At 71.7% G+C, this 23,757-nt stretch carries 25 protein-coding genes; 13 read left to right on the top strand and 12 right to left on the bottom strand.

Annotated features, from left to right (window positions below):
• The first annotated feature begins 41 nt into the window (after window positions 1-41).
• Window positions 42-305: a hypothetical protein gene (locus tag ACIA47_RS21215; RefSeq protein ID WP_396710044.1), complete on the top strand. Its 264-nt coding sequence runs from the start codon at window positions 42-44 to the stop codon at window positions 303-305.
• Here the strand turns inward: ACIA47_RS21215 and ACIA47_RS21220 are convergent.
• Window positions 263-1,564: an MFS transporter gene (locus ACIA47_RS21220; RefSeq protein ID WP_396710046.1), complete on the bottom strand. Its 1,302-nt coding sequence runs from the start codon at window positions 1,562-1,564 to the stop codon at window positions 263-265. The genes ACIA47_RS21215 and ACIA47_RS21220 overlap by 43 nt on opposite strands.
• 158 nt (window positions 1,565-1,722) lie before the next feature.
• Here ACIA47_RS21220 and ACIA47_RS21225 point away from each other — a divergent pair, with 158 nt between their 5' ends.
• Window positions 1,723-1,932, top strand: a complete 210-nt coding sequence (locus tag ACIA47_RS21225) for a hypothetical protein (protein ID WP_091401653.1) — start codon at window positions 1,723-1,725, stop codon at window positions 1,930-1,932.
• Here the strand turns inward: ACIA47_RS21225 and ACIA47_RS21230 are convergent.
• A complete protein-coding gene (locus tag ACIA47_RS21230; protein WP_396710048.1) occupies window positions 1,929-2,378 on the bottom strand; it encodes a hypothetical protein in 450 nt (149 codons plus the stop codon). The genes ACIA47_RS21225 and ACIA47_RS21230 overlap by 4 nt on opposite strands.
• 163 nt (window positions 2,379-2,541) lie before the next feature.
• Here ACIA47_RS21230 and ACIA47_RS21235 point away from each other — a divergent pair, with 163 nt between their 5' ends.
• Window positions 2,542-2,895, top strand: coding sequence for a DUF6401 family natural product biosynthesis protein (locus ACIA47_RS21235; protein WP_112583451.1), 354 nt, complete (start codon window positions 2,542-2,544; stop codon window positions 2,893-2,895).
• 66 nt (window positions 2,896-2,961) lie between these two features.
• Here ACIA47_RS21235 and ACIA47_RS21240 read toward each other — a convergent pair whose 3' ends face one another.
• Window positions 2,962-3,771, bottom strand: coding sequence for a hypothetical protein (locus ACIA47_RS21240; protein WP_203120652.1), 810 nt, complete (start codon window positions 3,769-3,771; stop codon window positions 2,962-2,964).
• A 198-nt stretch (window positions 3,772-3,969) separates the two neighbouring features.
• On the opposite strand from ACIA47_RS21240, the gene ACIA47_RS21245 reads away from it, so the two are divergent.
• The 3 genes from ACIA47_RS21245 to ACIA47_RS21255 all read left to right on the top strand — a co-directional run bounded on the left by ACIA47_RS21245 (window position 3,970) and on the right by ACIA47_RS21255 (window position 8,215).
• Entirely contained in the window at window positions 3,970-6,102 is a 2,133-nt protein-coding gene (locus ACIA47_RS21245) for a SpoIIE family protein phosphatase (RefSeq protein ID WP_396710051.1), read from the top strand.
• Window positions 6,103-6,134: 32 nt separating this feature from the next.
• A complete protein-coding gene (locus ACIA47_RS21250; RefSeq protein ID WP_396710053.1) occupies window positions 6,135-6,812 on the top strand; it encodes an HAD family hydrolase in 678 nt (225 codons plus the stop codon).
• Between the two features lie 107 nt (window positions 6,813-6,919).
• Window positions 6,920-8,215 (top strand): cation:proton antiporter, encoded by a 1,296-nt coding sequence (locus ACIA47_RS21255; RefSeq protein WP_396710055.1) that lies wholly within the window; start codon window positions 6,920-6,922, stop codon window positions 8,213-8,215.
• A 40-nt stretch (window positions 8,216-8,255) separates the two neighbouring features.
• Here the strand turns inward: ACIA47_RS21255 and ACIA47_RS21260 are convergent, their stop codons facing one another.
• Window positions 8,256-9,194, bottom strand: coding sequence for an NAD(P)/FAD-dependent oxidoreductase (locus ACIA47_RS21260; RefSeq protein WP_396710151.1), 939 nt, complete (start codon window positions 9,192-9,194; stop codon window positions 8,256-8,258).
• 104 nt (window positions 9,195-9,298) lie between these two features.
• Here ACIA47_RS21260 and ACIA47_RS21265 point away from each other — a divergent pair, with 104 nt between their 5' ends.
• Window positions 9,299-9,517, top strand: a complete 219-nt coding sequence (locus tag ACIA47_RS21265; RefSeq protein ID WP_091402204.1) for a DUF3072 domain-containing protein — start codon at window positions 9,299-9,301, stop codon at window positions 9,515-9,517.
• A 114-nt stretch (window positions 9,518-9,631) separates the two neighbouring features.
• Here the strand turns inward: ACIA47_RS21265 and ACIA47_RS21270 are convergent, their stop codons facing one another.
• The 3 genes from ACIA47_RS21270 to ACIA47_RS21280 form a co-directional block, all read right to left on the bottom strand.
• Window positions 9,632-10,132 carry a metallophosphoesterase family protein gene (locus tag ACIA47_RS21270; protein ID WP_396710057.1) on the bottom strand — a complete coding sequence of 167 codons (501 nt, stop codon included), beginning with the start codon at window positions 10,130-10,132 and terminating at the stop codon, window positions 9,632-9,634.
• 130 nt (window positions 10,133-10,262) lie between these two features.
• Complete coding sequence (locus tag ACIA47_RS21275; RefSeq protein ID WP_396710059.1) at window positions 10,263-13,139, bottom strand: ricin-type beta-trefoil lectin domain protein; 2,877 nt, start codon at window positions 13,137-13,139, stop codon at window positions 10,263-10,265.
• A gap of 152 nt (window positions 13,140-13,291) precedes the next feature.
• Window positions 13,292-15,121 carry a glycoside hydrolase family 15 protein gene (locus ACIA47_RS21280; RefSeq protein WP_203120648.1) on the bottom strand — a complete coding sequence of 610 codons (1,830 nt, stop codon included), beginning with the start codon at window positions 15,119-15,121 and terminating at the stop codon, window positions 13,292-13,294.
• A 111-nt stretch (window positions 15,122-15,232) separates the two neighbouring features.
• Between ACIA47_RS21280 and ACIA47_RS21285 the strand changes: the two genes are divergently transcribed.
• Window positions 15,233-15,820 carry a general stress protein gene (locus ACIA47_RS21285; protein WP_203120647.1) on the top strand — a complete coding sequence of 196 codons (588 nt, stop codon included), beginning with the start codon at window positions 15,233-15,235 and terminating at the stop codon, window positions 15,818-15,820.
• Window positions 15,821-15,866: 46 nt separating this feature from the next.
• On the opposite strand, the gene ACIA47_RS21290 is transcribed toward ACIA47_RS21285, so the two are convergent.
• Both ACIA47_RS21290 and ACIA47_RS21295 read right to left on the bottom strand, forming a co-directional pair.
• A complete protein-coding gene (locus tag ACIA47_RS21290; RefSeq protein ID WP_396710062.1) occupies window positions 15,867-16,454 on the bottom strand; it encodes a DUF1684 domain-containing protein in 588 nt (195 codons plus the stop codon).
• A gap of 33 nt (window positions 16,455-16,487) precedes the next feature.
• A complete protein-coding gene (locus ACIA47_RS21295) occupies window positions 16,488-17,042 on the bottom strand; it encodes a TetR/AcrR family transcriptional regulator (protein ID WP_396710064.1) in 555 nt (184 codons plus the stop codon).
• A 75-nt stretch (window positions 17,043-17,117) separates the two neighbouring features.
• Between ACIA47_RS21295 and ACIA47_RS21300 the strand changes: the two genes are divergently transcribed.
• Entirely contained in the window at window positions 17,118-17,606 is a 489-nt protein-coding gene (locus ACIA47_RS21300; RefSeq protein WP_396710066.1) for an FBP domain-containing protein, read from the top strand.
• 61 nt (window positions 17,607-17,667) lie between these two features.
• On the opposite strand, the gene ACIA47_RS21305 is transcribed toward ACIA47_RS21300, so the two are convergent.
• The gene (locus tag ACIA47_RS21305) at window positions 17,668-18,201 is read right to left on the bottom strand and encodes a GNAT family N-acetyltransferase (RefSeq protein ID WP_396710068.1); all 534 of its coding nucleotides are present in this window, start codon (window positions 18,199-18,201) and stop codon (window positions 17,668-17,670) included.
• A 157-nt stretch (window positions 18,202-18,358) separates the two neighbouring features.
• Between ACIA47_RS21305 and ACIA47_RS21310 the strand changes: the two genes are divergently transcribed.
• Window positions 18,359-18,841, top strand: coding sequence for a MarR family winged helix-turn-helix transcriptional regulator (locus tag ACIA47_RS21310; protein WP_112583452.1), 483 nt, complete (start codon window positions 18,359-18,361; stop codon window positions 18,839-18,841).
• A gap of 10 nt (window positions 18,842-18,851) precedes the next feature.
• Window positions 18,852-19,838, top strand: coding sequence for a pirin family protein (locus ACIA47_RS21315; RefSeq protein ID WP_396710070.1), 987 nt, complete (start codon window positions 18,852-18,854; stop codon window positions 19,836-19,838).
• A gap of 65 nt (window positions 19,839-19,903) precedes the next feature.
• Here ACIA47_RS21315 and ACIA47_RS21320 read toward each other — a convergent pair whose 3' ends face one another.
• Window positions 19,904-20,032, bottom strand: coding sequence for a hypothetical protein (locus ACIA47_RS21320; protein ID WP_256441970.1), 129 nt, complete (start codon window positions 20,030-20,032; stop codon window positions 19,904-19,906).
• A 134-nt stretch (window positions 20,033-20,166) separates the two neighbouring features.
• Between ACIA47_RS21320 and ACIA47_RS21325 the strand changes: the two genes are divergently transcribed.
• On the top strand, window positions 20,167-21,756 hold the full coding sequence (locus ACIA47_RS21325; RefSeq protein WP_203120643.1) for a phospholipase D-like domain-containing protein: 1,590 nt from the start codon (window positions 20,167-20,169) through the stop codon (window positions 21,754-21,756).
• Here ACIA47_RS21325 and ACIA47_RS21330 read toward each other — a convergent pair.
• Window positions 21,705-22,454 carry a hypothetical protein gene (locus tag ACIA47_RS21330; RefSeq protein ID WP_396710073.1) on the bottom strand — a complete coding sequence of 250 codons (750 nt, stop codon included), beginning with the start codon at window positions 22,452-22,454 and terminating at the stop codon, window positions 21,705-21,707. The two genes, ACIA47_RS21325 and ACIA47_RS21330, sit on opposite strands and share 52 nt — an antisense overlap.
• A gap of 377 nt (window positions 22,455-22,831) precedes the next feature.
• Between ACIA47_RS21330 and ACIA47_RS21335 the strand changes: the two genes are divergently transcribed.
• Window positions 22,832-23,656 (top strand): SigB/SigF/SigG family RNA polymerase sigma factor, encoded by an 825-nt coding sequence (locus tag ACIA47_RS21335; RefSeq protein WP_091401616.1) that lies wholly within the window; start codon window positions 22,832-22,834, stop codon window positions 23,654-23,656.
• The last annotated feature ends 101 nt before the right edge of the window (window positions 23,657-23,757 follow it).

A 23,757-nucleotide genomic window follows, 5' to 3' on the forward strand; every position in this document is an offset into this window, starting at 1 on the left:
GTCGCCGTTTGCGATCATCGTGCCCGGGTACGGCTGTTGGTATGACGGACGACAAGATCAGGGTGTGGCGGGACGAGGAGCGGCTTCCGTTGGAGGAGCTGGAGCGCGCCGTGTCCGGCTCCAGCCTCGACGGGCAGGCCGACGACGTGACGGGTAACGACGCTGGCGAGGAAGCCGCGTTCGGGCACGGGCCGGCGGCGACGGACCGCGAGGGGCAGGCCCAGAGCGGCAACAGCCGGGAGGCCACCGACCCGCAGCGCGCCTACCGCCCTTCCACCACCGGCCGGACCGGGCCGGACGTCTGACCCTCGCTCCCGGCCTGGCCGGGCACCACCGGCGCGGGGGGCCCGGCGCTGGGTCGGCGCGCACCCCACTCGTAGAGCGCGAGCAGCACCAGCGCGAGCGCCAGCAGGGCCGAGCCCAGCACCTGCACCGACGTCTGGCCGATCAGCACGCCCAGCCCGGCCGGGACGAGCGCCGCGCCGATGCCCGCAGCGCCGATCTGCAGCCCGATGGCCCGGTCCGCGTGCTTCGCGCCGACCCGTTCGGCGGTGGTGAGGGTGAGCAGCGGAAACACCGGAGCGGCGGCGAAACCGACCACGACCAGGCCGAGCACCGCCAGGACGGCCGGCCCGGGTACGGCGATCAGCGCCGCGCCGACGGCCATGCCGGCCAGGCTGACGCGCAACACCAGGCCCGCCCCCAGGCGCTCGGCCACCAGACCCTGCACGACCCGGCCGACGAAGAGGCTGCCCCAGTACGCGGAGACGCAGCCGCCGGCCAGCGCCGCGCTGAGCCCGCGCCCCTCGGTCAGCAGCAGGAACGCCCACAGCCCGGCGGACACCTCGATCGCCACGTACAGCACGAAGGCGAGCGTCCCCGACCAGACCGCCGGCAGCCGTAGCGTGTCCCGGACCGGGACCCGGACGGTCGGTGCCGGCCCGGCGGGCGGGGCCGGAACAGCGACGCCCGCCTCGGTGGGCGCGGTGGCAGCCGGGGCGCGGTGCCAGGCCCGCACGGTGAGCGCGAACGCGATGGCAAGGACGAGTTGGGCGCCGGCCACGATGCCGTACCCCCAGCGCCAGGCGAGCCCGGCGCTCAGCACCCCGGTCATGATCAGTGGACCGATGGCCACGCCGAGGCCGAAGAAGGCGTGCATCCAGTTCATGTGGCGGGGCCCGAAGGCCCCGGCGGCGTACGCGTTGAGCCCGGAGTCGACCGCGCCGGAGCCGAGCCCGAGCAGCAGCGCACAGCCCACCAGCACCGCCAGCACGGGGCTCACCGAGTAGCCGGTCAGCGCCAGGCTGGCCAGCAGGGTGCTGACGGCGAGCAGCGCGCCGACGCCGATCCGGGCCAGTGTGAAGCCGGCCAGCACGCTGGAGGTGAGGTAGCCGACGGTGCCGGCGGTGAGCACCCAGCCGACCGCTTCGGTCGGTACGTCGAAGTCGCCCCGGATCGAGGGCCAGCCGACGCCGAGCAGGCCGTCGGGCAGGCCGAGGCTGACGAACGCGAGGTAGGCCAGCAGGAGCAGCGAGGCGCGGGGGCGCGCGGGCGGGGTGGACACGAGGCACCATCCTGCCGCAGAGGCACCCTAGCGCTGCCGGCACCCGATCGCCCTCGGCGCGAAGAAGTCGTGTCCGTACGGTCGAGAAAGCGGACAGCTCATCCAGAATCGGCCGATCGGAGGACGGCAAGCCAACCGGTTCGCGTAAGAATTTCGGGATGCATCAAGGCTCCGGAATCCTCTCCACGCGTCAGCGTCGGCTCGCCTGGCTCGGCTTCCTGCTCGCCGCGCTCCAGGCGCCCGTTTCCGCCTGGCTCGTCGCCGACGAGTCGTGGCTGTTCAGCCTCTGCGTCGCGCTGATGGTGGCCACCGTGATCATCGCTGACGACGCGGCACGGCGTCGCCCGGCCAACGCGACAAGCGACTAGCCTGCGCCGCCCGGCCGGGCCTCGTGGCCCGGCCGGCCCCGGCTACGGCGGCGTTCCTTCATCTCCGCCTCGTAGAGGTGGCGCCGCCCACCCACCAACTCGTCGCGGGCCTGCTGGTCCAACTCCCGGAACAGCGCGTGGTAACCGTCGTCGAAGTCCTCGACGATCTGAAAAGTCCACCGTCCGGCGATGACGTTGCGGCCACGCAGCTCCGTGGCGATCCGGTCGGCGAGACGCGGATGCCCGGCGGCGCGAAACTGCTCCACCGCGTCGTCGAGCATCAGGTCGGCACGGCCGATCAACTGGTGCACCGAGTAGAGGTGCCCCCGGGCCCGCTCCACACACTCCAGCGCCTCGCTGAGCTTGCCGAGCGCGGCGACCGTAGCGTCGCTGACGCCGTCCGGCCGCCGGTGCCGCTCGTCGGGTCCGTCCGCCTGCTGTCCCATCCGTGCCTCCGTGCCGGGTGCCGTCATCAGTGGGGTGTCCTTCTGCTGCCCCGTCTGTGCCGGATCAATCCCCCAGGTCAGCGGCGACCGCCCCAGTGGGGCAGCCGACATCCGCCGAGCGGCCGAGGTCGACACTGTCACCGGTCGGTTAGCCTCGGTCACCATGCGTGTGCCGTTCAACCGGGTCGCCTCCCGTACCGCCGTCGACTCGGCGCGGTCCACCCTGGCCGCCCTCACCGTCTCCGTGGGCACTGTCGGGCTCGCCGCCGCCGCCGCGCGACCGGGGCTGCTGGCCCTCGTCGACCAGCATGCGGCGGCCGTCCGGGACAGCCTCGACGGGGACCGCACGCCGCTGACCTCCGCGGCGCTCGCCGGCTACGCCGAGGGGGTGCGCGCCGCCGCCCTGGAGCACGGGTGGACGCCGCCCAGCGGGCCGGTGGACTGGAGCCACCCGGAGTGGCTGCTCACCCGGCTGGTCGCGGTCTGCGCGCTGGCTCGCGCACTCGACCGGCACTGACACGGGAGGGAGGGCACCCCGCGCCGTACGCGGAACACCCTCCCACCCGTCGTCCCGTTCCGCCCGCTACGAGCGGTACTGCTGGGCTTCGTCCACCCGAGGCATGGCCTGGGTGCGGTCACCCCCGCGGTCGGCCATCTGCCGCTCCACGTCGCTACGCCCGGCCGACGCGGCCTGACGTTGCTGCTGCACCGCCCGAGCCTCCTGCGCCGCCCGCTGCAACCAGCCGTCCCAGCGGTTCTGCATCGGCTTCACGAGACCACCGCCGACGCCGACGATCAGGATGCCGGCCACCGTGGCGAGCACCGCGATCAGCACCGGAGTGGTCACCGTGGTGGCGATACCCACCTGGTTCAGTGCGGCGATCACACCGAGCGCGATGATGAAGATCGCCGTCAGGTCGGCCAGAACCTTGCCGTACGAGAGCCCTCCCAGCGCCCCGGTGACCAGATCCCGGACGGCGTTGGCGATCGCGGCCGCGATCACCACGATGACGATCGCGATGAACGCTCGCGGCAGCCAGGAAACTACGCCGCTGATCAGGTCACTGATCGCGTTGGGCCCCCAGACTCCGAAGGCGAACTGCAACGTGAACAGCAGTACGGCGTAGTACGCCAGTCTGGCCAGGATGTCGCTGGCGTCGTACTTCGTTCTCTCCAGGGCCCGTTTGATGCCACCACGTTCGACCGCTTGGTCGAAGTGCACCCGTTCCAGCACCGTATCCACGATCTTGAGGACGGCTCTGGCGATGAGCCAGCCGACCACGAGGATGACGATGAAGGCCACTGCCTTCGGGATGAAGAGCAGCACCGACCTCCAGGTGTCGGCGATGGCATCGCCGATGTCGGCCTGCCGGACCGCGAGGGTTTTCAGCATGATGTCCCTCCTGTCGCATGGACTGCGCCGGGCGCATACCCGGCAACCGGTCCAGCAGTCCACGCAGCGCACGGCGTTTTTCCCGACAGACCTCCGGACAGGGGCCCTGAACTGCCCGAACGGCCACGGCAACGGACTCGGCCACGGCCCGCCGCCATGGTCGGATGCCTTTTCCGGTCGGCCGACTAGGCTGCGAACATGCCAGGAACGGTCGGGCGGGTCCCCACGCCAGCAACTCCGGGCCCGGGCGCGCCCACCGGGTCCGGCCCGGCCGTCGGCGTGCTCGCCCACGACTGGGCCAACACGCCGCTGGGCCCGGCCGACGACTGGGACGTCGCCCTCCAAGCCGTGGTGGAGCTGGTCCTCGCCTCGCCGATGCCGATGGCCCTGGCGTACGGCGACGACCTCGTCCTGCTCTACAACGCCAGCTACGCCGAGCTGCTGGGCACCAAGCACCCGAGCGCCCTCGGTCGTCCGGCCGCCGAGGTGTTCGCGGAGATCTGGGCGCTGCCCGGCGTCGGCGCGGTGATCGAGCGCTGCTACCGGCAGGGCGAGCCCTTCCTGGAGAGGGAGTCCACCCTGCCGCTGGTTCGTGGGCACTCCGCGACGGTGGAGCAGGCGGTCTTCACCCGGAGCTACTCACCGGTGCGCGACAGCGCCGGGCAGATCGTCGGCGTGTTGACGGTCGCGGCCGAGACCACCCACGTCACCGAGCAGTTGCAGAGCCTCAGCGAGGTGGCCGCGGCGCTCGCCGGCACCCTCACCCTCGACGACGTGGCCCGGGTGGCGCTGCGGTACGCGATCAGCACGTTCGACCCCGACCAGGCCTCGTTCGCTGTCGACGAGGGCGGCGGCGGCTGGCGCATGGTGCGTCGGGTCCGTGGCGAGTTGTTGGACGAGGCCGACGAGAGGCTTCCCCCGCTCTGGCGGCGCGCGCCGGCGGACTGGTCGGCCCCGGTGGTGCAGGCGGCCCGCTCCAGCGCCCCGTCGTTCACCCGCGACGGGCAGCCGCTGCGGGACACCGCCGTGGACCGCCACGACCAGAAGGTCCGCGCGATGGCGGCCCTGCCGCTGGGCACCTCGGTGGTCCGCGGCGGGCTGGCGGTCGGCTACCAGGTTCCGCACACCTGGTCCCCCGCCGAACGGGCGTTGCTCGCCGCCTCGGCCGAGCTGATCGGCCAGGCCGCCGAGCGGGCCCGCCGGTTCGAGACTCAGCACGGCACGGCCCAACTGTTGCAGCGCAGCATGTTGCCGGAGCACCTGCCGGATCTGCCCCGGTTGCGGATCGCGGCCCGCTACGACCCGGGCGTGGACGGCAACGCGGCCGGCGGTGACTTCTACGACGCGTTCCTGCTGCCCAACGGCTCACTCGGCGTGGTGCTGGGCGATGTCGCCGGGCACGACGTGCAGGCCGCCGCGCGGATGGGGCAGGTCCGGGCCGCGCTGCGCGCGCTGGCCCTGGCCGACCCGGCGCCCGACGCGGTCCTGGCCGGCCTGGACCGGCTGGTGACCAGCCTCGGCGCGGAGGCCGGCACCCACGAGCTGTTCGTCACCGTGGCGTTCGGGGTGATCGACGCGGAGCGGCGGGAGCTGACCCTGTCCAGCGCCGGTCACCCCGCGCCGGTGATCCGCCGCGGCGGCCCGGAAGGTCGGTTCCACGCCGAGTACGTCGACGTCCCCCCCGGGCCGCCGCTGGGGTTGGGCGGCCGGCGGGGCACCACGACCGTCCCGTTCCGCCCCGGCGACACCCTGCTGCTGTTCAGCGACGGGGTGGTGGAGCGTCGCCGGCAGAGCCTCAGCGCCGGGCTGGCCACCCTGAGCGACGCCATTGCCAAGGCCGGCAGCGGCGACCCCCGTGCGCTCTGCGCGGTGGCCACCGCGGCGGTCCCGGGCGGTACGGAGGACGACGTGGCCGTGCTGGCCGTCGAGCACGCGCTGAAACCGAGTCGTTCGGCGAGCATGGAGGTTCCCGCCGAGCCGACCGCCCCCAGCCGGGTCCGGCACTGGCTGACCGGCCAGCTCACCGAATGGCAGGTGCCCGAGCCGGTGATCGGGGCGGCGGTGCTCTGCACCAGCGAGCTGACCACCAACGCGTTGCTGCACGCCGGCACGGCCGCCCGGGTGGAGATCGACCTCAGCGCCGAGCGGCTGCTCGTCTCGGTCGCGGATTCCGGCACCCGGGGCACCGTGACCCGAGCCCGTACCGACACGTTGAGCAGTCGCGGGCGCGGCCTCGGCCTGATCGAGGAACTCAGCGACGCCTGGGGCACCGACCCGTCGGTGCGCGGCTCCACCGTCTGGTTCGAGATCCTCACGCCGCCGCACCCGTGAGAGCACCCCCGGCACGGGGTAGGAGGACACCCATGGCTACCGACCGGCTCGCCGGAATCCTCTTCGATGTCGACGGCACCCTGGTCGACACCACCTACCTGCACACGGTGAGCTGGTGGGAGGCGTTACGCCAGACCGATCAGCCGGTGCCGATGGCGATGGTGCACCGTTCGATCGGGATGGGATCGGACAAGCTCCTGGATCATCTCCTCGGCCCGGAGCGGGACCGCGACGCCGACTCGAAGCTGCGCGACGCGCACGACACCCTCTACGCCGAGTACTGGGAACGGCTCACGCCACTACCCCGGGCGGCCGACCTGTTGCGTGCCTGCGCCGAGCGGGGGTTGCGGGTCGTGCTGGCCACCTCCGCCTCGGAACCCGAGGTGGGCGCGCTTCGTCGGGCGCTGGCCGCCGATGACGTGATCGACACGGTCACCTCCTCCGCGGACGCCCAGCAGAGCAAGCCGGCACCGGACATCCTGGTCGCCGCACTGGATCAGTCCGGGTTGGCCGCCGAGCGGGTGGTCTTCGTCGGCGACTCGGTGTGGGACGTCGCCGCGGCCGGGAAGCTGAACATTCCGTGTGTGGGCTTGACCTGCGGTGGCACCAGTCGCGGCGAGCTCGCCGGCGCGGGTGCCGTGTCGGTGTACGACGACCCGGCCGCGCTGTTGAACGAACTGGCGGACTCACCGCTCACTCGGCCGCGATGAGCATCACTCCGGTCCACCGGCGCGGACGCGCATAGCCGGAGACCTTGCGGGGCAAGGACTGTCACCACCTGCCCCGCGCCCCGCGGGCGCGGTTGAAGGGTGGTGCCGTGGAGCCGGTAGATGTGGCGTTCGCGCTGGTGGGTCTGGGCGCTCTGCTCGCCGGCATCCTGCCGCGGGTGCTGGAGCGGCGCCCGCTGTCCATGCCTATCGCCTTCCTCGCCCTCGGCATGCTGGTGTTCCTGCTGCCGGTCGGGCTGCCGTCGCCGGACCCCCTGGCCCACCCGGAGCTGACCACCCACCTCACCGAGATCGGGGTGATCGTCGCGCTGATGGGCGCCGGGCTGAAGATCGACCGGCCGTTGAGTTGGCGGCGGTGGTCGTCCACCTGGCGGCTGCTGGCGATCGCGATGCCCCTGTGCATCGCGGCGGTGGCAGTGCTCGGCTGGTGGTGGGCCGGGCTGGTGCCGGCCGCCGCGTTGTTGTTGGGCGCCGCGCTGGCGCCCACCGACCCGGTGCTCGCCGCCGACGTGCAGGTCGGCGAGCCGACCGACGTGGAGGATTCCGAGGACGAGGTCCGCTTCGCGCTGACCTCGGAGGCCGGCCTGAACGACGGGCTGGCGTTCCCGTTCGTCTACGCGGCCATCGCCATCGCCTCGACCAGCCTCGCCCCGAGCGACTGGTTGGCCGAGTGGTTCACCGTGGACGTGCTCTGGAAGGTGGGCGTCGGCGTCGGCGGTGGCCTGCTCATCGGCTGGCTGCTCGGCAAGCTGTTCTTCCGCGCGCCCAGTGAGCTGCGGTTGGCCCGGCACGCCGAGGGCTTCCTGGCGCTGGCCGCCACGTTCCTGGCGTACGGGCTGGTGGAGGTGGTCGGCGGGTACGGCTTCCTGGCCGTGTTCGTGGCCGCCCGGGCCATCCGGGCCGCCGAGCGGACCCACGAGTTCCACTCGGTGCTGCACGACTTCGCCGAGCAGGTCGAACGGCTGCTCACCCTGGTGCTGTTGCTGCTGCTCGGCGGCGCGATCGTGGGTGGTCTGCTGGGCCCGCTCACCTGGCCGGCAGCCGCCGTCGGGCTGGCGCTGGTGTTCCTGGTGCGGCCGCTGATCGGCTGGTTGTCGTTGCGCGGCGCTCCCGGACGCCCGGCCGAGCACTGGGTCATCTCGTTGTTCGGCATCCGCGGCGTCGGCTCGTTCTACTACCTTGCGTACGCCACCACCAAGGCCGACTTCCCGCAGGCCGAGCTGCTCTGGGCGACCGTCGGGCTGGTGGTGCTCGTCTCCGTCGTGGTGCACGGCGTCGCGGCTACCCCGGTCATGCAGCTGCTGGACCGCGAGGGAGAGCGGACCTCCGACCCGGCCGAGCGGGACGCCGACGCTCGGCCCGTGGCGGCAGCCGGACACGCCTGAGCGGGTGGCTCAGGCCAGGCGACACGCCTGAGCGGGTGGCTCAGGCCAGGCGGGCGGCCAGCGCACGGCCGAGGTCCCGCCCGGAGCGCCAGGCGCTCTGCACCCGGGGCTTGCCGAACGCGTCGCCGGCCAGGCCGATTCCGTCGGCGTCGAGGTGGTGGGTGGCGCCGCCGGCGTGGCTGGTCGGCTTCGCGTACGTCCAACGGTGCACGTGCACGTCGACGGCCTGCTCGGGCAGCCCCAGCAGGTCCCGGACGGCCTGCTCGATGGCCGGGCCGGCCCCGGTGGGTTGGGCCAGGTGACCGGCCGCGAACTCCGGCACGGTGTGCGCGACCAGCACCGGAGCGCCGTCACCGCGCCGGTCGCCGTCGTCGCAGACGAGGTTGAGGACCGGGTGCTCGTTGACGAACGCGCCCCGGAAGTCCGGCCAGCGCCGGGTCGGGAAGCGCAGCACCGCGGCCAGCGACGGCGACCAGCGTTGCGCCTGTACGACCCGGGTGGCGTCGGTCAGGGCCGGGTCGAGCAGCAGGGCGGCCTGCGGGCCCGGCATGGCCAGGGCGACCGCCGCACACGACTGCCCGTCGACGACCGGGCCGGGTTCCACTGTGAGCACCAGCCGGTCGACGGTCACCGGTGCCGAGCCGGCCAGGTGCTCGACCAACGAGCGCAGCCCACGGGGGGCGGCGAAGCGCATCGGCCCGGGCACCTCGCGGTTGCCACTCCGGTCGTACGCCTGGAAGGTGTCGGTCCATTCGCGGACCAGCCCGGCGGCGCGCCACTGCTCGACCAGTGCGGCGAAGTCCGGGTCGGTGGCGGTGAAGTAGGCGGCGCCGATGTCCGCGGGCCGACCCTGGAATCGTCTGCTGGCCATCCGGCCACCGCACACGTGCCCCCGCTCCCGGACCTGCACCGGCACCCCGGCCCGGGTCAACTCGACCGCACAGGCCACCCCGGCGATGCCCGCCCCGACCACCACCACGTTCGACCGGTCCTCCGTCATCCGATGATCGTAGGTGGCGGCGTTCGGGCATGAACCACGGATGATCGGGGTACTGGCACACCTGTTCGAAAGAAAGGGTGATGATGATGACCGACCGCCGCACCGAACAAGCCGACCAGAACGCCGCGATCAAGGACCCGGACGAGTGGGTCACCGGGGACGAGCCGCCGACCGCCGCCCAGGAGTCCTACCTGAGCACGCTGGCCCGGGAAGCCCACGCCGACCTCCCGGACGACCTGACCAAGGCCGAGGCGTCCAAGCGCATCGACGAGCTCCAAGCCGAAACGGGCCGAGGCCAGTAACCCCGACCCCCTCCACGCGATCTTGCACTTCCTGTCGCGACAAAGGGCGCGCGAGGCGCAAATCGTCGACAGCAAGTGCAAGATCGCGGGTGAGGGGCGGGGTCAGGATCAGGGTCAGGGGCGGGGCAGACGGTGCAGGCGGACCTTGGTGAGGGTGCCGGCGTGCACCTCGGCGGTGAGGTAGGTGGCGTGGGGTTGGGAGCGGCGGTCGGTGGGTGAGCCGGGGTTCAGCAGGCGCAGCCCACCGACCGCCTCGGTGTCCCAGGCAATGTGCGAGTGCCCGAAGACCAGCAATTCGACGTCGGGAAAGCGGGCCGCGCACCGCTTCTCCCGGCCGGTCCGGGGCCCGGTTTCGTGCACCACCGCGACCCGCAGGCCGTCGAGCTCGACCCGGGCCACCTCCGGCAGCCGAGCGCGCAGCGCCGGGCCGTCGTTGTTGCCGTACACCCCGATCAGTCGGCGCGATCGCGCGGTCATGGCGTCGAGCAGGGCCTCGTCCACCCAGTCGCCGGCGTGCACCACGACATCGGCCGCCTCGATGGCCGCCCAGAGGGGCCCGGGTAGGTCCCGGGCCCGCTTCGGTACGTGGGTGTCCGCCGTGATCACCAGCCGCATACCGGCATTGTCCCCCGAGTCCCGGCCGCCCACCCGGGGCACGTGGGTGGACGGCCGGGCTCCGCCTCCGCCGCCCGGCCCCGTGCGTCATCGACGCTCGGGTACGGGTGCCGAGCCGATCAGGGGGCGGTCACGGCAGGGTCCAGCGTTGCGCCCCGGTGCCGTTGCAGGTCCAGATCCGCAGTTGGCGGCCGTCGGTGAGGTCCGAGTTGGGGATGTCCAGGCAACGTCCGGACTGGGGGTTGCGCAGGCTGCCGTCCGGCTGGGCGGCCCACTGCTGGGCCCCGCTGCCGTTGCAGTCGTAGAGCTGCACGAGGGTGCCGTCGGTGGTGCCGCTCGCCTTCACGTCCAGGCACTTGGCGAGCCCACGCACCGTACCGTCGCCGGGCAGGGTCCAGCGCTGCGCGGCGGTGCCGTTGCAGGTCCAGGTCTGCACCTTGGTGCCGTTCGCGGTCTGGCTGGAGGCGATGTCCGCGCACTTGCCGAGGGCCTTCACCTCACCGGTGCGCGCCCCGCCGGTGCCGACGCCCGGGCCGGTGAAGGTGTAGCTGTCCACGTCCAGCAATGCCCCGCTGCCGCCGGTGACGACCAGGTACAGGTCGTGGGTGCCGTCGTCTGGCCTGGTCACCGTGGCGCTCAACTCGGTGTAGTTGTCCCAGCCGCCGGTGTTCGGCACCGCGATCCGGGCGACCTCGGTGCCGGTGGGTGAGTCGTACCGGAAGGCGAGGGTGCCGCCGGGGCCGCCAGAGGAGACCCGGGCCCGGACGCCGGTGATCCCCTTGAGGCTCACCGCGTGGTGCCGGACGCTCTCGCCGTTCTGGACGTCACCCAGCCGCTTGCCACCCTCGGCCGCCGCCTGGTCGATCACCTTGGGGCCGTTGAGCTGGACGAAGTGCTCGGCCTGCCACTGTTTCGGGTAGAGGCTGATCTCCTGCTCACCGGTGAGTGCGGCCGAGCCGGTCGCGCCGCGATCGGTGTAGCTGCCCCGCAGGACGAAGAACAGCACCGAGTCGGGGCCGGCGTGCACCGGGCCGGTGTTGAAGGTCGCGCCGCAGCCCGTCCCCTCCCCCTCCTCGTGGGCGTGCTCCTGGTGGCCCAGCGCGGCCCGGACGACCACCGCCGAGCAGGCCGGCGTGCCGTCCTGCGGGTCGCTGGCCGTGGCGCCCACCGCCAGGTCCTGTCCCCAGTCGAAGAGCCCGCCGGCGGGCAGTCCGGTCAACGTGACCGTCGGCCGGTTGTTGCCGACCACCACCGAGACCACTGTGGTGGCGCTGCGACCGGTGCCGTCGTTGACCGTGAGCCGGGCGCTGTAGCTGCCGTTGGCGGAGTACGTGAAGGACGGGTTCGCGGCGGTCGAGTCGGTGCTGCCGTTGTTGGTGAAGTCCCAGGCGTACGTCAGCGGGTCGCCGTCCGGGTCCGAGCTGCCGGCGCTGGAGAAGGTCACCGAGAGAGGGGCGAGTCCGTTGTCCCGGTTGACGGTGGCCCTGGCTACCGGTGACCGGCCACCCTGGACGTAGTTGATTTTGTAGAGACCGGCGTCGACCGCGCCGGAGAAGTAGCCGCTGCCGTACTCCAGCAGGTAGAGCGAGCCGTCCGGGCCGAACTGCCAGTCGATCGGGTGGACGAGTTTCATGCCGGCGAGCACCGGCTCGATGACGGTCGGCGCCCCGGTGGACGGGTTGCCGTTGTCGAACTGGACCTCCTTGATCCAGTTGCGGCAGTACTCGGAGATCAGCCACTTGTTGTCGTAGTAGGCCGGCCACTTCACGTCCGAGACGAGGTTCGGGTCGTAGTGGTAGACCTCGACGTGGTTGGGCGACCCGCACCCACCCGGGTTGTCCAGCGCCGGCCAGTCCTCACTGCCGCCGTGCTGCTCCCATACCAGCGCCGGTTTCGTCGGCGGAAGCTGCTGGACGCCCGTGTTGCGGGGTGAGTTGTTGACCGGGCCGGTCGAGCCGCCGCAGGGGAACCAGCCACGCGGGGTGGCGGTGGCGAAGTCCCAGTCGTTGTAGGCGACATTGGGGCCGCCACAGTACGGCCAGCCGTAGTTGCCGGGCCCGTTGGCCCGGTTGAACTCGTCGTAGGCCGCCGGGCCACGGTTGGCGAGGTCGGTGCCGGCATCCGGGCCGACCTCGCCCCAGTAGAGGGTGTTGTTGGCCTTGCGGTCCACCCAGATCCGGTACGGGTTGCGCACGCCCATCACATAGATCTCCGGGCGCGTTCGCGCGGTGCCGGCGGCGAAGAGGTTGCCGGTGGGGACGGTGTAGCTGCCGTCGTTCTCCGGGTGGATCCGGTTGATCTTGCCGCGCAGGTCGTTGGTGTTGCCCGAGGTGCGCTGGGCGTCGTACTGGGCGTTGCGGTTCGTCCGCTCGTCGATCGGGGCCATCCCGGCGGAGTCGCCGCCGGAGTTGGTGTTGTCGCCGACGGCGAAGTACAGGTTGCCGGCGGTGTCCCAGCTCATCGAGCCGGCCGAGTGGCAGCAGAGATCGCGTTCGGTGGGCCACTCGATCAGCACGTCCTCGCTGCCCGGGTCGAGCAGCAGCGTGGACGGGTTGAAGGTGAACCGACTGATCCGGTTGACCAACGGAGTGACCTTGGGCGAGTAGAAGAGGTAGACCCAGCGGTTGCTCGCGAAGCTCGGGTGCACTGTGATGCCGATCAGGCCGTCCTCGAAGCGGGCGTCCAGTGGCAGGGTCAGCGCCACGGTGGTGGACCTGGTCGCCGGGTTGTAGAGGCGGACCTGACCACCGGCGCTGCTGGTGCCCCGGTTGATGTAGAAAACCTTGCCGTCGGGTGCGACGGCCAGTTCGATCGGTTCGCCCATGGAGAGGCCGCCGTCGAGGGCGACCTTCTCGAAACCGATGGTGGCGGGCGGGGCGAGGGCGGCGGCCTGGGCCGGGGACGCGGCGGCCGGTAGAACGCTTGCCTGCGGGACGAGGCAGAGGGTGACCAGGACGGTGAGCAGGGTGGTGGCGCTGACGAGCCGTCGACGCAGAGTGCGGGACACGAGACCTCCAGCTGTCCGGGGGATCTCGGTGCCGCTCCCGCCGACTGGAGGAGCACCGCGGTGTTACCCGGACATTAACGCCTTTCACTGGAAGGCGATAGAACTTCGCGTCACCAGATAGAAAGTTGTCACGATCTGGCGGAAAGTCCGGCTCACTGGCGCACCGGAGAGAAGTACGCCGGGGGCATACCGCACTGGCGCAGCGTCGGGTCCCGCTCGACGTCGGTCAGCACACCGGCCGCGTTGATCAGGCCGATGTGGGAGAACGCCTGGGGGAAGTTGCCCAGCTGCTCCCCGGTCAGCGGGTCGATCTGCTCGGCGAACAGGCCGAGGTCGTTGACCCGACCCGCCAACCCCCGGAACAGCTCGTGCGCCCGGTCCCGCTCCCCGGCCAGCGCCAGGCAACAGACCAGCCAGAACGAGCAGATGAGAAACCCCGCCGGGTCGCCGTCCCAGCGCCGCAGCAGGCCGTCGTGGGAGAGCCGCTGCTCCACCGCGCGGATCGTAGAGCGCATCCGCGGTTCGTCGGCCCGCAGGAAACCGACCAGCGGCATCACCAACACCGACGCGTCCAGGTCGTCGGTCTCAAAACTCCCGGTGTACGACTGGAGCCGCTCGTTCCAGCCCCGCTCGAGCACCTCCGCGCGCACCGCGTCGCGGGCGGCAGCCCAGCGGGCCACGTCCTGCGGCTCGCCGAGCTTGTCACCGAAGCGCACCGCCCGATCCAGGGCGACCCAGCACTGCACCTTCGAGGACACGTGGTGGTGCTGGGTGCCGCGCTCCTCCCACATGCCCGCGTCGGGCAACGACCAGTCCCGCTCGGCCTGGTCGGCGAGCACCCGGAGCACGTGCTGCACCTCCAGGCCCATCGGCTCCAGCTTGTCACGCATCAACCAGGCGGCATCCAACGCCTCGCCGAAGATGTCGGTCTGCCGCTGCTGCCACGCGTCGTTGCCGATCACCACCGGTGGGCTGTCGCGGTAGCCGCCGAGCTGTTCCAGGCGGTGCTCGGTGAGATCCCGCTCCCCCAGCACCCCGTACATGATGGGCACCGGCTTGTCGTCGACGCGGCCCATCGCCCGACCCAACCAGGAGAACTGTCGCTGCACCTCGTCGAGGCACGCCGTCCGCCACAGCGCCCGCAGGGTCAGGCTGAAGTCGCGCACCCAGACGTAGCGGTAGTCGTAGTTGCGATCCCCGCCGAGTTCCTCCGGCAGCGAGGTGGTCACCGAGGCCACCACCGCTCCGCTGGGCCGGTACGTCATGCCCTGGACCACCAGCCGGCTGCGCCGCACCTCCTCGGCGTAGAGCCCGTCGTACGGGTGCTCGGCCGTCCAGGACCGCCAGCCGTCGACGGTGTCGGCGATGGTCTGGTCGGCGTCCGGCACCTCCGGCAGCGGGGCGTCGTAGGTCGGGGCGTACCCGAGGGTGAAGGTGTGTTTGGTGCCGGCGCGGGCGGTGAACGTCCCGGTGGCCTCGCCGTCGCCGGCGGTCAACCGCTCGCTGCCGCGCAGGGTGAGTCGGGCGGCGCCGGCGATGGCCTCCAGCATGTCCTCCCGCTCGATCAGGTACGCGATGGTGCGGCCGTACTCGAAGCGCGGCCGGTAGTGCACCCGCATCGGCACCGAACCGGACAGCCCCTCCACCGAACGGACCAGCACCTGCGGCGAGTGCAGACCGATGTCGTGACCGCGCGAGCCGGGCTCGAAGGCGAGCGCGTCGGTCAGGGCGACCTCCCCCTGGGCGGTGCGGAAGACCGTCCGCAACACCAGGGTGTCCTCGACGTAGCAGCGTTCGACGCGGTAGTCGCCCTCGGGCTGGATCGACCAGTGTCCGGCGCTGTCGTCGAGCAGCCGCCCGAAGACCGACGGGGCGTCGAACCGGCCCGGGCACCACCAGTTCACCGAGCCCGAGGCGTCCACCAACGCCGCGCTGCGGCCGTCGGCGAGGAAACCGTAGTCGCTGATCTGTCCGCTCTCCACCTGACTGCCTACCCGGGCAGTCCGCGCCCATTCCCCTCCTGTCCGACGGTCCAGACCGCGTTACCGGTCGGCCTGGACGGGAACCCGGCGAGCTGACGAGGGAGGATGCTCATGACGTCAGCTTCGGGGCCGACCGCCGCCTGGCGGTCCGGCACACAGGGTGGCGACCTGCTTCCATCCGGGCCGGCCGGCCGCCTGTCGACACCGGCCGGGGACGGCCACGGGCCGGAGGCCGGCCCGCCGACCGTGACGATCGGCTCGTACCCGGACTATCCGACCGCGCAGCGGGTCGTCGACTACCTGGCCGACAACCGCTTTCCGGTGGAGCACAGCGCCATCGTCGGCACCAACCTCACCCTGGTGGAGACGGTGCTCGGGCGAATGACCACCGGTCGAGCCGGTCTGCTCGGCGCCGGTACCGGAGCCTGGTTCGGGCTCTTCATCGGCCTGTTGTTCGGCATCTTCACCGTCGGCAACTGGCTGGCGGTGATCCTGGTCGGGCTGGTCATCGGTGCGATCTGGGGTGCCGTGTTCGGCGCGGTCGCGCACGCCATGACGGGCGGCCAGCGCGACTTCACCTCGGCCAGCTCATTGCGCGCCGGCCAGTACGCGGTGACCGTCGACGCGCAGCTCGCCGACCAGGCGCGGCAGCTGCTCGGTCGGATGCAGATGTCCGGCTCGGCGGCGAACGCCCGCTGAGCGACGATCGACCGCCGTCCCGGCAACACGCCGGGGCGGCGGCCGTTCAGTCGTGGTACGTCAGCTCGCCGGCGCGGATCTCGACCTCGACCCGGTTCTCGGGTGGCGCCAGCGGGCAGGCCCAGCGGTCGTCGTAGGCGCAGCTCGGGTTGTAGAGGTAGTTGGCGTCCAGCCGGACCCGGTCGCCGGGCAGCAGCTCGACGCCCCGGCCGAAGGTGCCCTTCACCGTGTCGGTGAGGTACCGGCCTCCGCCGTAGCTCTCCCGCCCGCTGGTGCCGTCGCGCAGCGGAACGAACAGTCCGCCCCCGTACGCCTCGATCCACCACAGGGTCAGCGGCCCCCACGGCGTCTCGGCCACCGCGACCCGCCGGTACGCGACCACCCCGTCCGGGCCACCGGTGTCGATGCGCAGCTCACCGCTGGCCGACCGCAGGGGCGCCTCGACCACGGCGTCGGGGTTGGGCGGGAAGTAGCGCACCCCGACGAAGTCGGGGCGCTCCGCCACCGGTATCGGGCTCTGCGGGTGGGTGGCGAAGAGTTCGTCGCGGCCGGCGCGGAAGCCGGCCAGGTCGACGTCGGACAGGTACAGCCGGGCCACCCGCTCCCGCCAGTCGGCCAGCTCCAGATCATCCACGCCACCGAGCCTATGCCGTGGCTCTGCGGCAGCTCAGCGCGACGGCCAGTTGGTGAGGACGGCGTCGAGGGCGTCCAGGGCGCGCGACCAGGAGTCGTCGGTGAGACGCGGGGTGTGGCGGAAGCCGCCGGTCTTCTCCAGGCTCACGAACCCGTGGAACGTGCTGTGCATCATTCGCACCGCGTCGGTCTGGTCGGGCTCGCAGAGCCGGTAGCCGCGCAGGATCGCCCGGGTCATCTCGGCGTGCCGGACGCCCGCGCTCGCGGCGGCCGTCTCCGGATCGAGGTCGGTCTGCATGGCCGCGTAGCGGCCCGGGTGCTCTCGCGCGTAGTCGCGGTACGCGTTGGCGAACGCCACCAGCGCGTCCTTGCCGGCCCGGCCGGCGAGCGCGGCGGCGACCCGGTCGGCCAGCTCCGCCAGTGCCAGCAGAGCGATCCTGACCCGCAGTTCGTGGGCGTTCCTGAGGTGGAAGTACAGGCTGGCGTCCTTCACCCCGAACTGGCGCGCGAGCGCGGCAACAGTGACGTTCTCGACGCCCACCTCGTCGGCCAGCTCGGCCGCGGCCAGCGTCAGGCGCTCGATGGTCACCCCGGCACGTGCCATGCGGCACACTCCAAACCTAGCCGTAATAATCGCTTGCCTAAGAGAGCTAGGCTACTACCTATGTTGGTCCTGACCGAATCTGTCATCCGCGCGTCCTTCGTCAATTGCAGCAAGGGCGAGGCGAAGCGGCTGGCCGTACCGAACGATCTTGAAACGCGCCAGTGGGACGACCTCGACTTTCTCGGCTGGCGGGATCCCTCCGCGCCGCAGCGGGCCTACCTGGTCGCCGAGACCGACGGCAGGCTGGCCGGGGTGGTGCTGCGGGCCGCCACGCACCAGATGGGGCGCGTGCGGCACAGCATGTGCTCGTTCTGCCTGACCACCCACCTCGGCGGTGGCGTCTCGCTGATGACCGCCCCCAAGGCCGGCCCGAGCGGACGGCAGGGCGACTCCGTGGGCACCTACCTGTGCTCCGACCTGGCCTGCTCGCTGTACCTACGGGGGAAGAAGCACGCAGGGCCCCCCGCGCCCGAGCCGCTGCCCCTGCCGGAGCGGATCGAGCGCGTCAGGACCGCCCTCGCGACATTCCTCGGCAAGGTCACCGAGTGACGGTTCGAGACGACCTTCGCGGCCGGGACCGGAGCGTGTTCGGGCCCCGGTCCACCTCCGGCTAACGGTCGGTGGCCAGGCGGGCGTGCAGGTGCTCGTCGTAGCGGCGGCCGTCGCCGTACCGGTACGACTCGCGCAGGGTCCCCTCGGCCGGGTAGCCGGCGCGGTCGGCGACCCGGCAGGACGCCGGGTTGGCCACCGCGTGACACAGCTCCACCCTGTGCAGCCCGAGATCCGCGAACGCCCAGTCGGTGAGCCGGACGACGGCGCGGACCGCCACCTGACGCCCCCTCGCCGCGGGCACCGTCCAGTAGCCGATGGACGCGTCGCCGTCGTGGATGCGGTGCAGCGACACCGAGCCGAGCAGTTTGCCGTCGTCCGCCGCGGTGACCGCCATCGAGGCGTGACCACCGGTGGACCAGTCGGCCCGGCGACGCACCCAGAGCAGCGCGACCTCGTCGTCGATCGGGTCGCCGCCCTGCGGGTTCCACTGGGCGATCGCCGGGTCCCGGAGGGCGTCGCGCACCGCCGGAGCGTCCGCGTCGCGCCAGGGGCGCAGCAACAGGTCGGCGGCGGAGAGTTCCACGTGTTCCACGAGGCCGGAGTCTGGCACAACCCGAGGCCTACGCGCCGCCTGATTAGCGCGGGTTTCCTTCAAAGCTGCACGATCCAGCGGTCAGGTCGTGGGGAAGTGACCCAGGCGACGCTTAACGACGGTATTTAAATTTTGAAAGAGTGCTATCGTCGTGGACATGACCGAGAGCCTGGACAGCACCCGAGAGGCCGCCTGGCGCGCCTACATCGAGGCCAGCCAGCGTCTCTACACCCAGTTGGAAGAGGACCTGCGGGTCGACAGCGACCTCAGCTTCGCCGACTACCACGTGCTGGTCCTGCTCTCCGAGGCACCCGGGCAGCGGCTACGGATGGGCGAGCTGGCCAGCCGGTTGATCTTCTCGCCCAGCCGCCTCACCTACCAGGTCTCCTCCATGCAGCGTCGTGGCCTGGTCAGCAAGGAGCCCTGCCCGGACGACCGGCGCGGCAGCGAGGCGGTGCTCACCGCCGCCGGGCTGCTCGCCCTGCGGGAAGCCGCACCCCACCATCTGGCGTCGGTGCGTACCCATCTCATGGACGACCTCGACGATGCCGAGGTCGCCTGCCTCACCCGGGTCTTCGACCGGCTCGGCGAGCGCCTGCGGGCATCGCGGGTCAGCTCGACCACCCCCGCCTCACGCTAGGAGCCCCGACATGCCCGCGATCACCGTCGACAACGTTCTCGTCCTGCCCCGCCTGCCCCGCCTCGACGAGGCCGCCACGATCCGCCCGGTCCGCACGGTGACCACGGCGCCCAGCGGCTTCGAGGGTGAGGGCTTCCCGGTCCGTCGCGCCTTCGCCGGGGTGTCGACCACCGACCTGGATCCGTTCATCCACCTCGACCAGATGGGCGAGGTCGACTACGCGCCGGGCGAGCCCAAGGGCACCCCGTGGCACCCGCACCGCGGCTTCGAGACCGTCACGTACATCATCGACGGCGTCTTCGACCACCAGGACTCCAACGGCGGTGGCGGCACCATCACCGACGGCGACACCCAGTGGATGACGGCGGGCAGCGGCCTGCTGCACATCGAGGCGCCGCCGGAGCACCTGGTGATGAGCGGCGGGCTCTTCCACGGCACGCAACTGTGGGTCAACCTGCCCCGCTCGGCCAAGATGAACCCGCCCCGCTACCAGGACATCAGGGGTCGGGAGTCGGCGCTGCTCACCACGCCCGACGGCGGCGCGCTGATCCGGGTCATCGCCGGCGAGGTCGCCGGGCACCGCGGCCCGGGTTCGACCTCCACCCCGATCACCATCACGCACGTCACCGTCCAGCCGGGCGCGCAGGTCGACCTGCCCTGGCGGCCCGACTTCAACGCCCTGGTGTACGTGCTGGGCGGTCGCGGCACGGTCGGCACCGACCGGCGGCCGGTGCGTACCGGCCAGCTCGCGGTGCACGGCCCGGGTGACGCGCTGCGGTTCAGCGCCGACACCGCGCAGGACAGCAACACCCCGGCACTGGACCTCTACATCATGGGTGGTCAGCCGATCCGGGAGCCGGTGGCACAGTACGGCCCATTCGTGATGAACACCCGGGACGAACTGCTCAAGGCGTTCGAGGACTTCCAGGCCGGCCGCCTCGGCGTGATCCCCACCGAGCGGCTCCCGCACACCGGCGGCCAGGGCACCCGGCCCTGACCACTGCCGACCGCTGAGGTCGGCGCCGGACGCCTCCGGGTCACCCCGGGGGCGTCGGCGCCGCCTCAGGAGACCGCGAAAATCCCGGCAACGCCCAGAATTACCATCACCAACACCGCTACCAGCGCACCCCGTTCGCTCTCCACCGCCGGCTCGCGGTTCTCGGTCACGGGATTCGTCGTGTCGCGGGGCATGGTGTGGCCTCCTCGGCTGTTGTCGCGTCGCTTCCGATGGCGTTGGCCAGGTCACCGGTCTGGGGGCCTGGCGTGCGGACCCGCATCGGGGGTCCTACCGTGAGGACGTTGCCGACCTCCAGGGGGGCTGGACGGTGCCGTTGCAGGACTGGTTCCTCACCGCTGAGGAACGCGCCAACCCGGTCTCTGGCATACCCGTATGGACCACGGGAAACCTCGCCGAGCCGTTGATTCACGGTGCCGCGTACTTCGACCGGCTGGTCGACGAGGTCGAGGCCCTGGGCCCCGGCGACCACCTGTTCTTCACCGACTGGCGGGGTGACCCGGATCAGCGACTGCGCCCGGACGGTCCGACAGTGGCCCAACTCTTCTCGCAGGCCGCGCAGCGCGGTGTGGTGGTCAAGGGGTTGATCTGGCGCTCGCACCTCGACGTCCTGGCGTACAGCGAGGCGGAGAACCGCGACCTCAGCGAGACGATCTCGGCCGCCGGTGGCGAGGTGCTGCTTGACCAACGGGTTCGGCGCGGCGGCTCGCACCATCAGAAGCTCGTGGTGCTGCGGCACCAGGGCGCGCCCGAGCGGGACGTCGCCTTCGCCGGCGGGATCGACCTGTGCCACAGCCGCCGCGACGACTCCGCGCACCACGGCGACCCGCAACCGGTGCAGATGTCCCCCCGGTACGGACCCAATCCCCCCTGGCACGACGTGCAGCTCGCGGTGCGCGGTCCGGTGGTCGGCGCGTTGGACACCCTGTTCCGCGAACGCTGGACCGACCCGATGCCGCTGGACTCGGAGAACCCGATCGCCTACCTGCGGGACCGGCTGCGCGGCTCGGACCTGCGCCCCGACCCGCTGCCCGAACAGCCGGCCGATCCGCCACCCTGCGGTCCGCACCAGATCCAGGTGCTGCGCACCTACCCCGCCGTCCGCCCGCGCTACTCGTTCGCACCGGACGGGGAGCGGACCGTGGCCCGGGGTTACACCAAGGCGGTACGCCGGGCCCGCCGGCTTATCTACCTGGAGGATCAGTACCTCTGGTCGACCGAGGTCGCGGACCTGTTCGCGCACGCGCTGCGGGACAACCCGGACCTGCACCTGATCGCCGTCGTCCCCCGTCACCCGGACGTGGACGGCAAGCTGGCGTTGCCGCCGAACATGGTCGGGCGCGAGCAGGCGCTGTCACTGTGTGAGCGGGCCGCACCGGACCGGGTGCACGTGTTCGACGTGGAGAACCACGCAGGCGGCCCGGTCTACGTGCACGCGAAGATCTGCGTGGTCGACGACGTCTGGGCCAGCGTGGGCAGCGACAACTTCAACCGGCGGTCCTGGACGCACGACAGCGAGTTGTCCTGCGCAGTGCTCGACGACACCCCCGACCAGCGGGAGCCCACCGACCCCGCTGGGCGGGGCGACGGCGCGCGGAGCTTCGCCCGGGACCTGCGACTGCGGCTGTGGCGCGAGCACCTGGACCGGGACCCGGACGGCGCGGACGACGCCGACCTGCTGGACCCGGCGGACGCCGTCGCGGCCGTCACGGCCGCCGCCGACGCGCTACAGCAGTGGTACGACGACGGCCAGGTGGGAGAACGGCCGCCCGGGCGGCTGCGCCCGCACCGCCCCGAACGGCTGCCGTGGTACACCCGGGCCTGGGCGCTGCCGGTGTACCGGCTGGTCTACGACCCGGATGGCAGGCCGCTGCGGGCGAGGCTGGCCGGCACCTGGTGACGCGGTCGGGCCGGCTCCGGCGCGGCGACCGCGTGCACGTTCAGCCCGCCGGGGTAGGCGAACGACGAGCGCGGTGAGTAGTAGCCGAAGCCGATGGTCAGCGGGTTGGCCGGGCGCAGCGCGTACATCGGGTGCCCGGGCTGGAGGAACTCCACCGACTCGATCTCGAACGGGGCGACCGGCTCGGCGACGAAGGGGTAGGCCGAGCTGAGCAGTTGGCCGTCGCGCCGGGTGAAGTAGCGGTGGTGCCCACTGCTGATCACGTGACCGGTCTCCCCCACCCGACACCGGGCCCGGACCAACGGTGTGCCGTCGATCTCCGTCTCGGAGAGCAGGTCCTCGCCGTTGACGTCGATCCGGGTGCGCCCGGCGAGCACCGGGGCACCACGGGCGAGGGCGTACTCGCGGACCCGCCGGCTGGAGGCCACGTAGTGGGTCCACCAGCCACCGGCGTTGAGGCCGCCCGGCGCGTCGACGCCCAGCAGCGAGATGCCGAGGTAGGTCAGCGAGTACGCGCCGAAGCCGGAGGTCTGCGTCTCATCGTCGACGATGTACTGGTTGAGGAAGACCTGCCGGTCGGGGCGGGGGCAGAGCCCCGGAGGGACCAGCGCGGCGACCGCGTCGGGGTCCGCCGGCAGCCAGCTGAAGTAGATGGTGCGACTGTTCACGACAAGCTGGGGAGCGGCTGGATCGAGCACGGTGCCTCCGAACCGGGTGTGTACACGCGACGCTACGGCCGGTCCCACCAGCGGGACAAGGACGGATAGTCGACACTCCTGCCGACTTGTCGGATTTCCTGTTGACCAGCCGACGCGGCGCGGGGGCCGATCGGCCGGGTTAACCCGACGACCGGGCAGCGGTCCGCAGCCGAAAAAGCGGGTAAGGATCCTCACAGCCACCCCAACTTCCGCGCCACTTGCCCCTTTTGTGATCGAACACGCCTTAAGTACATCAACCTTTCGGCTAGATTTCGGGGAGACGATCAGGTTAAGGTGACTCCCGAACAGCCCATTCGAAGCTAAACCAAAGCGTCACGTCTTTTTCGTCAGCGGACGAGGTGCAGGGAGGACCACCCATGACCGCGCCAACGATCACCGAGCAGCCGAGCGCCGCCGTCAAGGCCACCACCAAGCTCGACCCGCGCGCTCTCACCGACAGCGCCGCCGACCTGCTCAACGCGATGGCGGCGCTGCCCGCCAACCACCCGTCGCGCGCCGCTCTGCGGGACCGGGCGATCGAGGCCTGGCTGCCGCTCGCCAACCACCTGGCCCACCGCTACAGCGGGCGCGGCGAGCCGAACGACGACCTGGCGCAGACCGCCGCGATCGGCCTGATCAAGGCCATCGACAAGTTCGACCCCGAGCGCGGTGTCGACTTCGCCGGTTACGCGATCCCCACCATCATCGGCGAGCTCAAGCGGCACTTCCGGGACCGCACCTGGGACATCCGGGTGCCCCGCCGGCTCCAGGAGCTGCGGCTGGCCATCTCCGACGCCAACAGCTCGCTCCTGCAGACCCTCGGCCGCTCGCCGACGGTCGCCGACATCGCCGCGCACCTCAAGCTCACCGAGGAAGAGGTGCTGGAGGGCCTGGAGGGTGCCCGCGCGTACAACGCGGTGTCGCTGTCCACCCCGACCGGCGACGGCGAGCGCGCCACCGAGCTGGGCGACATGCTCGGCGGCGAGGACAGCGAGTTCGAGCTGGCCGAGCTGCGGGTCGCCCTCGGCCCGGCGCTGGCCACCCTCGACGAGCGCGAGCAGAAGATCCTCACGCTGCGCTTCTACGGCAACCTGACCCAGTCGCAGATCGCCGACCAGATCGGCGTCTCGCAGATGCACGTCTCGCGGCTGCTGACCCGCGCGCTGACCAAGCTGCGCGGCCAGCTCGACGGCACGTACTGACCGGTTGACGCACGGAGGGCCGGGTCCATTGACCCGGCCCTCCGTGCTGTCCGATTGTCACGTGTGCGTTACAGTGCGACCACAGGGCGTGTTCGTCGCGT

This window comes from Micromonospora sp. NPDC051227 (assembly GCF_044455385.1).
GTDB lineage: Bacteria > Actinomycetota > Actinomycetes > Mycobacteriales > Micromonosporaceae > Micromonospora.